At 70.8% G+C, this 13,001-nt stretch carries 11 protein-coding genes; 9 read left to right on the top strand and 2 right to left on the bottom strand.

Annotated elements, in window-relative coordinates; genetic code table 11:
• Positions 1–55 precede the first annotated feature (55 nt).
• The 3 genes from JOC24_RS09055 (at position 56) to JOC24_RS09045 (ending at position 2,249) form a co-directional block, all read left to right on the top strand.
• Positions 56–667 (top strand): cell division protein SepF, encoded by a 612-nt coding sequence (locus JOC24_RS09055; RefSeq protein ID WP_031098945.1) that lies wholly within the window; start codon positions 56–58, stop codon positions 665–667.
• 69 nt (positions 668–736) lie between these two features.
• On the top strand, positions 737–1,033 hold the full coding sequence (locus JOC24_RS09050; RefSeq protein ID WP_205019611.1) for a YggT family protein: 297 nt from the start codon (positions 737–739) through the stop codon (positions 1,031–1,033).
• A gap of 49 nt (positions 1,034–1,082) precedes the next feature.
• The gene (locus JOC24_RS09045; RefSeq protein ID WP_205019610.1) at positions 1,083–2,249 is read left to right on the top strand and encodes a DivIVA domain-containing protein; all 1,167 of its coding nucleotides are present in this window, start codon (positions 1,083–1,085) and stop codon (positions 2,247–2,249) included.
• A gap of 516 nt (positions 2,250–2,765) precedes the next feature.
• On the opposite strand, the gene ileS is transcribed toward JOC24_RS09045, so the two are convergent.
• Positions 2,766–5,915: an isoleucine--tRNA ligase gene (gene ileS / locus JOC24_RS09040; RefSeq protein ID WP_205019609.1), complete on the bottom strand. Its 3,150-nt coding sequence runs from the start codon at positions 5,913–5,915 to the stop codon at positions 2,766–2,768.
• Positions 5,916–6,491: 576 nt separating this feature from the next.
• Between ileS and JOC24_RS09035 the strand changes: the two genes are divergently transcribed.
• From JOC24_RS09035 to JOC24_RS09015, 5 genes are all read left to right on the top strand, one after another.
• A complete protein-coding gene (locus JOC24_RS09035) occupies positions 6,492–7,286 on the top strand; it encodes a TraR/DksA family transcriptional regulator (protein ID WP_205019608.1) in 795 nt (264 codons plus the stop codon).
• Between the two features lie 162 nt (positions 7,287–7,448).
• Positions 7,449–8,063 carry a signal peptidase II gene (gene lspA, locus JOC24_RS09030; RefSeq protein WP_205019607.1) on the top strand — a complete coding sequence of 205 codons (615 nt, stop codon included), beginning with the start codon at positions 7,449–7,451 and terminating at the stop codon, positions 8,061–8,063.
• A 23-nt stretch (positions 8,064–8,086) separates the two neighbouring features.
• A complete protein-coding gene (locus tag JOC24_RS09025; RefSeq protein WP_205019606.1) occupies positions 8,087–9,028 on the top strand; it encodes an RluA family pseudouridine synthase in 942 nt (313 codons plus the stop codon).
• A complete protein-coding gene (locus tag JOC24_RS09020) occupies positions 9,025–9,501 on the top strand; it encodes a GNAT family N-acetyltransferase (RefSeq protein ID WP_205019605.1) in 477 nt (158 codons plus the stop codon). The genes JOC24_RS09025 and JOC24_RS09020 overlap by 4 nt, the downstream gene beginning before the upstream one ends.
• Before the next feature lie 110 nt (positions 9,502–9,611).
• Positions 9,612–11,198, top strand: coding sequence for a Na+/H+ antiporter (locus tag JOC24_RS09015; RefSeq protein WP_205019604.1), 1,587 nt, complete (start codon positions 9,612–9,614; stop codon positions 11,196–11,198).
• 23 nt (positions 11,199–11,221) lie between these two features.
• Here the strand turns inward: JOC24_RS09015 and JOC24_RS09010 are convergent, their stop codons facing one another.
• Positions 11,222–12,364: a mechanosensitive ion channel family protein gene (locus tag JOC24_RS09010; protein ID WP_205019603.1), complete on the bottom strand. Its 1,143-nt coding sequence runs from the start codon at positions 12,362–12,364 to the stop codon at positions 11,222–11,224.
• A gap of 45 nt (positions 12,365–12,409) precedes the next feature.
• Here JOC24_RS09010 and JOC24_RS09005 point away from each other — a divergent pair, with 45 nt between their 5' ends.
• Entirely contained in the window at positions 12,410–12,979 is a 570-nt protein-coding gene (locus JOC24_RS09005) for a dienelactone hydrolase family protein (RefSeq protein WP_205019602.1), read from the top strand.
• Positions 12,980–13,001: the final 22 nt, after the last annotated feature.

Genomic DNA, 13,001 nt, shown 5'->3' with positions numbered 1-13,001 from the left:
CTCGGGCACTTGGTGACACGAATGCCGATCCACCACAGAGCGGAGGACTCGGAGCATGGCCGGCGCGATGCGCAAGATGGCGGTCTACCTCGGCCTCGTGGAGGACGATGGGTACGACGGTCCGGGGTTCGACCCCGACGACGAATTCGAACCCGAGCCGGAGCCCGAGCGTGACCGGCGGCGGCATCAGCCCGCGCATCCGGTCGAGCGGGAACGGGACGAACCGGTGCGATCGGTACAACCGCCCGCACCGCGGGAGCCGGTTCAGCTCCCGGCGGAAAGCGGACGACCCGCCCGAATCGCACCCGTGGCATCCATCACACCTGACCGCCCGAACATGGAGAAGAACGCACCGGTGATCATGCCCAAGGTCGTGTCCGAGCGTGAGCCCTACCGGATCACCACGCTGCACCCCAGGACCTACAACGAGGCCCGTACCATCGGGGAACACTTCCGTGAGGGCACTCCGGTGATCATGAATCTCACGGAGATGGACGACACGGACGCGAAGCGACTTGTCGACTTTGCCGCGGGACTCGTCTTCGGTCTTCATGGCAGCATTGAACGTGTGACGCAGAAGGTGTTCCTGTTGTCGCCTGCTAACGTCGATGTCACGGCGGAGGACAAGGCCCGTATCGCAGAGGGTGGGTTCTTCAACCAGAGCTGAGAACACCGGGAACAACACCGGCCGTGAGGCCGGGGGCTGCAAGAGCCAGGGGAGAGGGAACCGCGGGACATGGGCGTCGCACTGGATGTGGTCTATATCGCGCTGATGTGTTTCCTCATCGTGCTGATCTTCCGGCTGGTCATGGACTACGTCTTCCAGTTCGCACGTTCATGGCAGCCAGGCAAGGCGATGATGGTCGTTCTCGAGGGCACTTACACTGTCACCGATCCGCCGCTGAAGCTTCTGCGGCGGTTCATACCGCCGTTGCGCCTCGGGGGCGTGGCACTTGACCTGTCCTTCTTCGTTCTGATGATCATCGTCTACATTCTGCTCAACCTCGTGGGCAAGCTTGCGAGCAGCGTGTGAACGATACGGTCTTGCCGACTGCCGACGACTACGTAGAGGTGAAGAAGAGATGCCGCTGACCCCTGAGGACGTGCGGAACAAGCAGTTCACGACCGTCCGTCTCCGAGAAGGCTATGACGAGGACGAGGTCGATGCCTTCCTCGACGAGGTCGAGTCGGAGCTGACACGCCTGCTCCGTGAGAACGAGGACCTGCGCGCCAAGCTGGCTGCCGCCACGCGAGCGGCCGCGCAGAACCAGCAGCAGCAGGGAATGCGCAAACCCCCGGAGCAGCAGGACCGGCCAGGGGCCCCGGTGCCCGCCGCCATATCGGGTCCGCCGGTACAGCAGCAGCAGCCCCCGCAGATGGGTCCCCCCCAGCTGCCCGGTGGCGCTCCGCAGCTGCCTGCCGGTCCCAGCGGCCATGGCCCTCAGGGCGGCCACGGTCCCGGTCCGCAGGGCCCGCACGGCCCTGGCCCGATGCAGGGCGGCCCGATGGGCGGCCCCATGGGCGGTCACGCTCCGCAGCAGCAGCAGCAGCAGATGCAGCAGCAGATGCAGCAGCAGCAGATGCAGCAGCAGCAGCAGATGCAGCAGCCCGGTCAGGGCCCCGGTGGCGACAGCGCCGCCCGTGTCCTGTCCCTCGCCCAGCAGACCGCTGACCAGGCGATCGCGGAGGCCCGCTCCGAGGCCAACAAGATCGTCGGTGAGGCGCGCAGCCGTGCCGAGGGTCTCGAGCGTGACGCGCGTGCCAAGGCGGACGCCCTGGAGCGGGACGCGCAGGAGAAGCACCGCGTGGCGATGGGCTCGCTGGAGTCGGCCCGCGCGACGCTGGAGCGCAAGGTCGAGGACCTGCGTGGCTTCGAGCGCGAGTACCGGACCCGTCTGAAGTCCTACCTGGAGAGCCAGCTGCGTCAGCTGGAGACCCAGTCCGACGACTCGCTGGCTCCGCCGCGGACCCCCGCCGCTGCCTCGCTGCCGCCGTCGCCCTCGCTGGCTCCGGCCGGTGCGGGTGCGATGGGGCACACCATGGGCGGCAACCACGGTGGTCACGGCAACCAGCAGATGGGCAGTGGCAACCAGTCGATGGGCGGTGGCCCGTCGTACGGTGGCGGCCAGCAGCAGATGTCGCCCGCGATGACGCAGCCGATGGCGCCGGTACGGCCGCAGGCGCCGCAGCCGATGCAGCAGGCGCCGTCGCCGATGCGCGGGTTCCTGATCGACGAGGACGACAACTGAGCGGTTCGCGCTCGCTGAGCGCGTAGCCGTCGGCAGGCTGAGGGCCGGGCCCCGGGGTTTTCCCCGGGGCCCGGCCCTTTTGCCTGCCCTGTGCGCGGGGGCGGGGTGGCCGCTGCGTGGGGCTCGTTTCCGCTCGCCCCCTCCTGTGACCCGAAAGCTCCGCCACCCGGTCACGGCTCCTCGAACGCCGGAGGGGCTGAGGTGCTCTCAGGGGGAGGGGAAGCGGGGAGGAGCCGCCGGGCGGGGGCCGGGTGAGCATGGCAAAGCGCGCCGCGGGCCGGGTGGGCGGCCGGGCGGGGGCCCGCCGGACGTGCCCCGCCCGCCTGGAGTGGACGACGTACCCGCGCTTCGTATGCTCGGCCTCCGGTCCGCTCCGGGCGCGGGGCGCGGGGCGCGAGTGGCCGGGTGGGCCCGGTCCGACCGGCGGGACGGGTCTGCCCCGGCCGGGAGCGGGTGGGAAGCGTGAGAGGCCCGCCCCGTCCGGCCGGACGGGGCGGGCCTCTCAGGTGGGGCGGGTCAGCCTTCCGTCCTGCGGAGACGGAAGGTGAGGGACAGACCCTCGTCGTCGAACGCGGTTCCGTACGTGTCGTCGGCCTCGCCCTGCGCGTAGTCCAGGGCCAGGACCTCGTCCGCGATCAGGGTCGCGTGCGCGGTCAGGGCCTCGGCCGTCGCGGGGGACGCCGACGTCCAGCGGACCGCGATCCGGTCCGCCACGTCCAGGCCGCTGTTCTTCCGTGCCTCCTGGATCAGCCGGATCGCGTCACGGGCCAACCCGGCCGCCCGCAGCTCCGGGGTGATCTCCAGGTCCAGGGCGACCGTCGCGCCCGAGTCGGAGGCCACCGACCAGCCCTCGCGCGGCGTCTCCGTGATGATGACCTCGTCGGGGGCGAGGGTGACCTGCTCGCCGTCGACCTCCACCGAGGCCGTCCCCTCGCGCAGAGCCAGGCTCAGCGCCGCGGCGTCGGCGTTCGCGACGGCCTTGGCCACCGCCTGGACGCCCTTGCCGAACCGCTTGCCCAGCGCGCGGAAGTTCGCCTTCGCCGTGGTGTCGACCAGCGAGCCGCCGACCTCCGAGAGGGAGGCGAGGGAGGAGACGTTCAGCTCCTCGGTGATCTGGGCGCGCAGTTCGGGCGTGAGCGATTCGAAGCCCGAGGCGGCGACCAGGGCCCGCGACAGCGGCTGCCTGGTCTTGACGCCCGACTCGGCACGCGTGGCCCGGCCCAGCTCGACCAGGCGGCGTACGAGGGCCATCTGCGAGGAGAGGGACGGGTCGACCGATGCCGGGTCGGCCTTCGGCCACGTGGACAGGTGCACCGACTCGGGGGCCTCCGGGGCGACCGGGACGATCAGGTCCTGCCAGACCCGCTCCGTGATGAACGGGGTCAGCGGAGCCATCAGCCGCGTGACCGTCTCCACGACCTCGTGCAGCGTGCGCAGCGCCGCCTTGTCGCCCTGCCAGAAGCGGCGGCGCGAGCGGCGGACGTACCAGTTGGACAGGTCGTCGACGAAGGCGGAGAGCAGCTTGCCGGCGCGCTGGGTGTCATATCCCTCCAGCGCCTTGGTGACCTCGTCGACCAGGGTGCCGAGCTCGCTCAGCAGCCAGCGGTCCAGGACCGTGCGGTCGGCCGGGGCCGGGTCGGCCGCGGACGGTGCCCAGCCCGATGTACGGGCGTACAGGGCCTGGAAGGCCACCGTGTTCCAGTAGGTGAGGAGCGTCTTGCGGACGACCTCCTGGATGGTGCCGTGGCCCACCCGGCGTGCCGCCCAGGGGGAGCCGCCCGCCGCCATGAACCAGCGCACCGCGTCGGCGCCGTGCTGGTCCATGAGGGGGATGGGCTGGAGGATGTTGCCCAGGTGCTTGGACATCTTCCGGCCGTCCTCGGCGAGGATGTGGCCCAGGCAGACCACGTTCTCGTAACTGGACTTGTCGAAGACGAGCGTGCCGACCGCCATCAGCGTGTAGAACCAGCCGCGGGTCTGGTCGATGGCCTCCGAGATGAACTGCGCCGGGTACCGGCTCTCGAAGACCTCCTTGTTCTTGTACGGGTAGCCCCACTGTGCGAACGGCATCGAACCCGAGTCGTACCAGGCGTCGATGACCTCGGGGACGCGGTGCGCCTCCAGCCCGCAGCTCTCCTGCGAGCAGGTGAACGTGATCTCGTCGATGAACGGCCGGTGCGGGTCCAGGTCCGACTGGTCGGCGCCCGTCAGTTCGGTGAGCTCCGCGCGCGAGCCCACGCAGGTGAGGTGGTTGTCCTCGCAGCGCCAGATCGGCAGCGGGGTGCCCCAGTAACGGTTGCGGGAGAGCGCCCAGTCGACGTTGTTGTTCAGCCAGTCGCCGAAACGGCCGTGCTTGACCGAGTCCGGGAACCAGTTGGTCTTCTCGTTCTCCTGCAGGAGACGGTCCTTGACCGCCGTCGTGCGGATGTACCAGGAGGGCTGCGCGTAGTACAGGAGCGCCGTGTGACAGCGCCAGCAGTGCGGGTAGCTGTGCTCGTACGGGACGTGGCGGAAGAGCTTGCCGCGCGCCGCCAGGTCCTCGGTGAGGGCCTCGTCGGCCTTCTTGAAGAAGACGCCGCCGACCAGCGGGAGGTCTTCCTCGAAGGTGCCGTCGGGGCGGACCGGGTTGACGACCGGCAGGCCGTACGAGCGGCAGACGACGAGGTCGTCGGCGCCGAAGGCGGGGGACTGGTGGACCAGACCCGTACCGTCCTCCGTCGTGACGTACTCGGCGTTGACGACGTAGTGCGCCTCGGCGGGGAACTCGACCAGATGGAAGGGGCGTTCGTAGTTCCAGCGCTCCATCTCGCGGCCGGTGAAGGTCTCGCCGGTGAGCTCCCAGCCCTCGCCCAGCGCCTTCTCGACCAGCGGCCGGGCCACGACCAGCTTCTCCTCGCCGTCCGTCGCGACGACGTAGGACACGTCGGGGTGCGCGGCGACGGCGGTGTTGGAGACCAGGGTCCAGGGGGTCGTCGTCCAGACCAGCAGCGCGGCCTCGCCGGCCAGCGGGCCGCTCGTCAGCGGGAAGCGTACGAAGACCGAGGGGTCGACGACCGTCTCGTACCCCTGGGCGAGCTCGTGGTCGGAGAGGCCGGTGCCGCAGCGCGGGCACCAGGGGGCGACGCGGTGGTCCTGGACCAGCAGGTCCTTGTTGAAGATCTCCTTCAGCGACCACCAGACGGAGTCGACGTACTCCGGGTCCATCGTGCGGTAGGCGTCGTCGAGATCGACCCAGTACCCCATGCGGGTCGTGAGCTCGGCGAACGCGTCGGTGTGGCGGGTGACCGACTCACGGCACTTCGCGTTGAACTCGGCGATGCCGTAGGCCTCGATGTCCTTCTTGCCGTTGAAGCCCAGCTCCTTCTCCACCGCGAGCTCCACCGGCAGGCCGTGGCAGTCCCAGCCGGCCTTGCGGCCGACGTGGTAGCCCTGCATGGTGCGGAAGCGGGGGAAGACGTCCTTGAAGACGCGGGCCTCGATGTGATGGGCCCCGGGCATGCCGTTGGCGGTCGGCGGGCCCTCGTAGAAGACCCACTCGGGGCGGCCCTCGGACTCCTCGAGGCTCTTGGCGAAGACCTTGCTGTCGCGCCAGAAGTCGAGCACGGCGTGCTCGAGGGCGGGCAGGTCGACCTGGGCGGGTACCTGGCGGTACTGCGGCGATGTCATGTGCGGGCTTCCTCCGGCGGACGTCTTCCACTTCCGTCGGAGGGACGAGAACCGGATCGGCTCCCGCGGTACCACCCTCCTTGGCCCCGGGCATGCGCCCGCGGCCCCCTCATTGGGGCAGCGATGCCGGGTCTAGTGGCCTTGAGCCCGTGGGCGGAGCCCACTGTCCAAAGCTTTCTTCCGGCGGCTCCGGGGTGATCTTCACGGCGCGCTCGCCCCCGGGCTTCCACCGTCCCCGGGTCGCTCGTGGCTGCGTACGACGCTACTCGTCCCGTCGATGCCTCTCGCTGCGGCCAGTGTACGGGCCCGTGCGGGCGACGGCCGACCGGTTTTCGGGCCGGCGCCCACGAGGGAGGGGCTGCACCCGAATGGCCAGTCGGGACGGACGGAGTCCCCGAGGGCGTGCGGGGGCGGATTACAGGGCGGGGAGCTGGGCACAACCGTTGCAGGCGCGCCACTGCCCGGCCGCGGGATGAGGCGAACCGGCGGCGTGCCCCGTTGCCGCGGGGCTGGGGTCGATTTATCGTCCCAGCACGATTCGCGTGCAAGATCACAATATGTGAAGGGGCCGCGGCCATGGTGGCGAAGAAGACCGCCGTATCGAGAACGGCGTCCGAAGAATCCACGGCTGCGGCTGCCGAGGACGGGACGGGGAGCGGGGGCAAGGAGCCGGCCGGGAAGCCGGCGAAGAAGGCGGCCGCCGGGAAGAGAACGGCGGCACATCCGCCGGAGCCGGGACAGGCAGGCCGGCAACCGGCCCACGACGGGCCGGCGAAGAAGAGCACGGCGAAGAAGAGCACGGCCAGGAAGGCGTCGAAGAAGGCGCCGAAGAAGGCAACGGGGGCGGCCCCGGCCGCCGAGCAGACAGGAGCCCACACGGTGGTAGCCAAGAAGAGCGCGGCCCGGACCCCGGACGCAGGAGAGGGCACCGCGACAGCGGTCCCGCCTGCCAGGGCCGGTGTCGCGACGGCGCCCGGAGACCTGGCGGTCAGGCCGGGCGAGGACCCCTGGACCCCGGAGGAGGTCGACGCGGCGCGCACCGAGCTGACCGGTGAGGTCCTGCGGCTGCGCACGGAACTCGAGGCGTCGGGCGCGGCGCTGGCCGGGCTGATGCGTGACTCCGGTGACGGGGCCGGCGACGACGACGCGGACACCGGCACGAAGAACATCACCAGGGAGCACGAGCTGTCCCTGGCGGCACACGCCCAGGAGACCCTGGACCAGACCGAGCGCGCCCTCGCCCGGCTCGACGCGGGGACCTACGGTCTCTGCGAGGTCTGCGGGAAGCCGATCGGCAAGGCGCGGATGCAGGCCTTCCCCCGGGCCACGCTCTGCGTGGAGGACAAGCAGAAGCAGGAGCGGCGCGGCTGAGGCCCCGTACGGATTCAGGCCCGGACCAGGCGGTACGGAACCGGAACGGGCCTGATCCGGGGGAACGGGGGGCGGCGGCCCGGAAGCCGGGGCTGAGGCCCCCGGATCACGGGGTGTGTCGTACCCTCGTCCTCAGTCAGGCACCTAGGTTGAGGGACTCACGTGGCAGAGGCGGAGCGCATCATCGGTACGCCGGATATCCCTGATGCCGAGGGGGCCGACGGGGCTGAGCCCCAGCAGCCCGCCGGAGGCCCGACCCCGGCGGCGAGCGACGAGCCGGGCAGCGGCCGGGGCAGGAAGAAGGTCCTGGTACTCCTCGGCGTGGCCGTCCTGGCCTACGTCCTGGACCTGGTCAGCAAGATGATCGTGGTCGCGAAGCTGGAGCACGAGGAGCCCATCGAGATCTTCGGCGACTGGCTGAAGTTCGACGCGATCCGCAACGCGGGCGCCGCCTTCGGGATCGGCGAGGCCTTCACCGTGATCTTCACGGCCATCGCGGCCGTCGTGATCGTCGTCATCATCCGGCTCGCCCGCAAGCTCTACAGCCTGCCCTGGGCCATCGCGCTGGGACTGCTGCTCGGTGGAGCGCTCGGCAACCTCACCGACCGCATCTTCCGTGCGCCGGGCGTCTTCAAGGGCGCGGTGGTCGACTTCATCGCCCCGGCGCACTTCGCCGTCTTCAACCTCGCCGATTCCGCGATCGTGTGCGGCGGAATCCTCATCGTGATCCTTTCCTTCAAGGGCCTGGACCCCGACGGCACCGTGCACAAGGACTAGTGGGCGCAAGGCATACTCGACTGGTGAGTACGTATCCCGAGGTCCGCACCCTGCCCGTACCCGACGGCCTGGAGGGCGAGCGTGTCGACGCCGCCATCTCCCGGATGTTCGGTTTCTCCCGCACCAAGGCCGCCGAGCTGGCCGCAGCCGGGAAGGTCCAGGTGGACGGTGCGGTGGCCGGGAAGTCCGAGCGGGTGCACGGCGGTGCCTGGCTCGAGGTGGAGATGCCCCAGGCACCCGCTCCGGTCCAGATCGTCGCCGCACCCGTCGAGGGCATGGAGATCGTCCATGACGACGACGACATCGTCGTCATCATGAAGCCGGTCGGCGTCGCCGCCCACCCCAGCCCCGGCTGGACCGGCACCACCGTCATCGGCGGCCTCGCCGCGGCCGGCTACCGCATCTCGACGTCGGGAGCAGCTGAGCGGCAGGGCATCGTGCACCGCCTGGACGTCGGCACCTCCGGCCTGATGGTCGTGGCCAAGTCGGAGCGGGCCTACACCCTGCTCAAGGCACAGTTCCGCGACCGGGTCGTCGAGAAGAAGTACCACGCGCTGGTGCAGGGCCACCCGGACCCGATGAGCGGCACCATCGACGCCCCCATCGGCCGCCACCCGCAGCACGACTACAAGTGGGCCGTCACCGCCGAGGGCAAGCCCTCCGTGACGCACTACGACCTCGTCGAGGCCTACCGGGCGGCCAGTCTGCTCGACATCAAGCTGGAGACCGGACGCACGCACCAGATCCGCGTGCACATGTCCGCACACCGCCACCCCTGCGTCGGCGACCTGACCTACGGGGCCGACCCCACGCTGGCCAAGCGCCTCGGCCTGACCCGGCAGTGGCTGCACGCGGTGCGCCTCGGCTTCGAGCACCCCGCCGACGGCAGCTGGGTCGAGTTCGCCAGCACCTACCCGGACGACCTCCGACTGGCCCTGGAGACGATCGCGGCGGAGAGCGAATGACCGCCGGGCCCGCCGAGTACGGCACCCGCAGGGCCCTGGAGGAGAGCGACCTCGCGGCCTGCTTCCAGGTGCGCAAGGAAGTCTTCGTGGGCGAGCAGCAGGTGCCCGAGGAGATCGAGTACGACGCCCACGACGCCACGGCCGTGCACGTCCTCGCCGTCACGGCGGACGGTTCCGCGCTCGGTACGGGACGGCTGCTGCACGGTGAGGCCGCCGCGGACAGGACCGGCGGCGACACGACCGTCGGCTCGCTCGGCCGGCTCGCGGTGACCCGCGCGGCACGAGGACTCGGCGTCGGGGCGGCGCTGGTCCGCGCCATCGAGGACGAGGCCCGCGCTCTGGGCCTGGCCTCCGTGGACCTGCACGCCCAGACACACGCGCTCGGCTTCTACGAGCGGCTCGGCTACCGGGCGTACGGCCCCGAGTTCCCCGACGCCGGGATGCCGCACCGGGCCATGCGCCGCGCGCTCTGACAGGGCGGTCGGCAAGAGGTGCCGCGGGGCGGCCGGTACCGCGTGGCAGGCTGGTGCCCTGACCGGCTGATCAACGGGCCCGGGGCCCGGCGCCCTGCGGAAGGCACAACGTGGACCAGATGGCACTCCTGCTCCTGCTTCTTCTCGGAGCGGTGGTCACGGTGCCGCTGGGGGAGCGGCTCGGCCTGCCCGCACCGGTGCTGATGACGCTCGCCGGCATCGGAATGGCCTTCGCGAGCTTCGTGCCCGACGTCGACATCCCGCCGGAGATCATCCTTCCCGCCCTGCTGCCCCCGCTGCTCTACGCCTCCGTGCAGCGCACCTCCTGGCGCCAGTTCGCGGCCAACAAGCGGCCGATCTTCCTGCTGGCGGTGGCCCTCGTCTTCGTCACGACGGCGGCCGTCGCCGCGGTCGCGGACGCGATCGTCCCCGGGCTGCCCATCGCCGCGGCGGTGGCGCTGGGCGCGCTCGTCGCCCCGCCCGACCCCGTCGCCGCCACGGCGGTCGCCGGCTCGGTCGGCCTGCCGCGCAGACTCGTCTCGATCCTGGAGGGCGAGGGCCTGTTCAACGACGTCACGGCCATCGTCCTGTACCACGTGGCGATCGCCGCGGCCGTCAGCGGCACCTTCTCGCTCCCCGAGGCATTCGGGCTCCTCGTCCTCTCCGCGGTCGTCGCCGTCGCGGTCGGCCTGCTGCTCGGCTGGCTGACCATCAAGCTGATGGGACTGCTGGGCGACGCCACACTCCAGGTCGGCCTGACCCTGCTGGTGCCCTTCGTCAGCTACGTGCTCGCCGAGGAGCTGATGGGCTCCGGGGTGCTCGCGGTCCTCACCACGGCGCTCTTCCTCGCCGAGCACACCGCGGACGCCGACGACGTACTCGGGCGGCTCACCGGCCGGTCGTTCTGGGAGATCGTCGACACCCTCGTGACCGGTGTCGCCTTCGGCCTCATCGGGCTCGAACTGCACAGCGTCTTCGGCACCGCCGACGGCCGTGAACTGGAACTCGTGGGGTGGGGCCTGGCGGTCGTCGCCGTCGTCGTCGGCGTACGGCTCCTGTGGCTGCTGCCCGCGACCTGGCTCGCCAAGCGGCTGCACACCCGGCGCGACTACAGCGAGGAGATCCCCACCAGTTGGCGGGAGACCGTCGTCATGTGGTGGGCGGGGATGCGCGGGGTCGCCTCGGTGGCGCTGGCCCTGGCGATCCCGCTGGAGACGGACGACGGGAAGCCCTTCCCGGGCCGGGACGAGATCGTCTTCATCGCCTTCGCCGTCATCATGGCCACCCTCGTCTTCCAGGGCCTGACCCTGCCGTGGCTCGTACGCAGACTCGGGGTGCGGGCGGACACGGACGCGGAGCAGGCCCTGGAGCGGGAACTCGCGATCCGGGCGGCCAAGGCGGCCAAGCACCGGCTCAAGGAGATCGAGGACACCGAGGACCTCCCCGAGGACGTCCTGGAGCGGTTGCAGCGCGCGGCGTACGACATCGGGGCGCGGATCAGTCCCGACATGGTCGACGAGGAGCGGCGCGAGGCCTACGCCCAGCGCGCCGAGCGCTTCAAGGCGGTCGGCCGGGTCCAGCGCGAGCTGCTGTCGGCCGCCCGACACGAGGTGCTCTCCGCCCGCAGCGAGCCCGGCGCGGACCCGGAGGTCGTCGACCGGGTGCTGCGCTACCTGGACGTCCGCAGCCTGCACTGACCCGTCCCGCCCGCTCAGGCCGTTCAGCCGCGCCCGGTGCGGGGGGCCTTGTCCAAGGACGGCGTCTGCCCGTCGGACGCTGCCATGCCGGTGTCCCCGCCCGTCAGTTCCCGCCAGTGGTCGCCGGGCGGGAGAGCCGCGGGCGACGTCACGACCCGGGGCAGCGCGTACGGATGGTGGTCCCGGAGCCAGCCGATCATCTGCTCCCGCACGGCGCAGCGCACCGTCCAGATGTCGTCCGCGTCCTTGGCGGTGACCACAGCCCGCACCTCGATCGTGGTGGGCGTGCTGTCCGTGACGGCCAGGGACCAGTCGCGGCCGTCCCAGGCGGCGCACTCGCCGAGGATGTCGCGCAGCCGGTCACGCATCGCCGCGACCGGGGCCGAGTGGTCGAGCTGGAGGAAGACGGTGCCGGTCATCTGCACCCCGCCGCGGGACCAGTTCTCGAACGGCTTGCTCGTGAAGTAGGACACCGGCATGGTGATCCGCCGCTCGTCCCAGGTGCGCACCGCGAGGAAGGTGAGGGTGATCTCCTCCACCGTGCCCCACTCGCCGTCCACCACCACGGTGTCGCCGATCCGGACCATGTCGCCGAAGGCGATCTGGAAGCCGGCGAAGAGATTGCCCAGCGTCGACTGGGCCGCGACACCGGCGACGATGCCGACCACACCGGCGGAGGCCAGCATCGAGGTGCCGACGGTGCGCATCGCCGGGAAGGTCAGCAGCATCGCCGCGATCGCGACCGTCGCCACCACTGCCGTGACCACACGCTGGATGAGTGTGACCTGGGTCCGTACCCTGCGTACGCGGGCGGGATCGCGGGTGGACGTCGCGTAGCGGGCGTACGAGGACTGCACGACGGTGGCCGCGACGCGGATGACCAGCCAGGCCGACGCGGCGATCAGCACCAGGGTCAGGAACTGGCCCAGCCCCGCCCGGTGGTCCTTCACGACGTCGAGGCGGAGCTGATCGAAGCTGGCCCTCAGCAGCGCCGTGCACAGCACCACCTGGAGCGGCGGACGGCAGAGCCTGAGCAGGCCCCACACCGGAGTCTCGTGGTGACGGCCGTCGGCGCGCCGTAGCAGCAGATCCACCAGCCAGCCGACGGCCAGCGTGATCACCAGCGATCCGCCCACGACCAGCAGCGGTCGCAGTATGTTCTCCATTCCCTCGTCCTCCAAGCGTCGGGGCACAGCTGGCACCATGGCCTCATGAACATCATGCTTTTCCACTCGACCTGTGGTCTGCGGCCCGCTGTGCACGCGGCTGCCGACCGGCTGCGTGCGGCCGGGCACGAGGTGCGCGTGCCCGATCTCTTCGAGGGGCACACCTTTGACACCGTCGAGGAGGGAATGGCCTTCAAGGAGCAGGTGGGCAAGGACGAGCTGCTCAAGCGTGCCGTCCTCGCAGCCGCGCCCTACTCCGACCAGGGCCTCGTCTACGCGGGATTCTCGTTCGGGGCGTCGGTCGCGCAGACCCTCGCACTGGGTGACGCGAAGGCCCGCGGGCTGCTGCTGCTCCACGGCACGTCGGACATCGCCGAGAACGCCTCGGTCGACGAACTGCCCGTACAGCTGCACGTGGCGGACCCCGACCCGTTCGAGTCGCACGACTGGCTGACCAGCTGGTACCTCCAGATGCAGCGGACCGGCGCGGACGTCGAGGTCTACCGCTACCCCGGTGCCGGGCACCTGTTCACGGACGCGGAGCTGCCCGACTTCGACCAGGACGCGGCCGAGCTGACCTGGAAGGTGTCGCTGGGCTTCCTCGCCACGCTCTAGCCACGGGACGGGCCGCGCACCC

The sequence above is a fragment of the Streptomyces sp. HB132 genome (genome assembly GCF_016909575.1).
Taxonomy (GTDB): domain Bacteria; phylum Actinomycetota; class Actinomycetes; order Streptomycetales; family Streptomycetaceae; genus Streptomyces.
The sequence above is the reverse complement of the archived record's forward strand: the minus strand, read 5'-3'. Positions and strand labels throughout refer to the sequence as shown.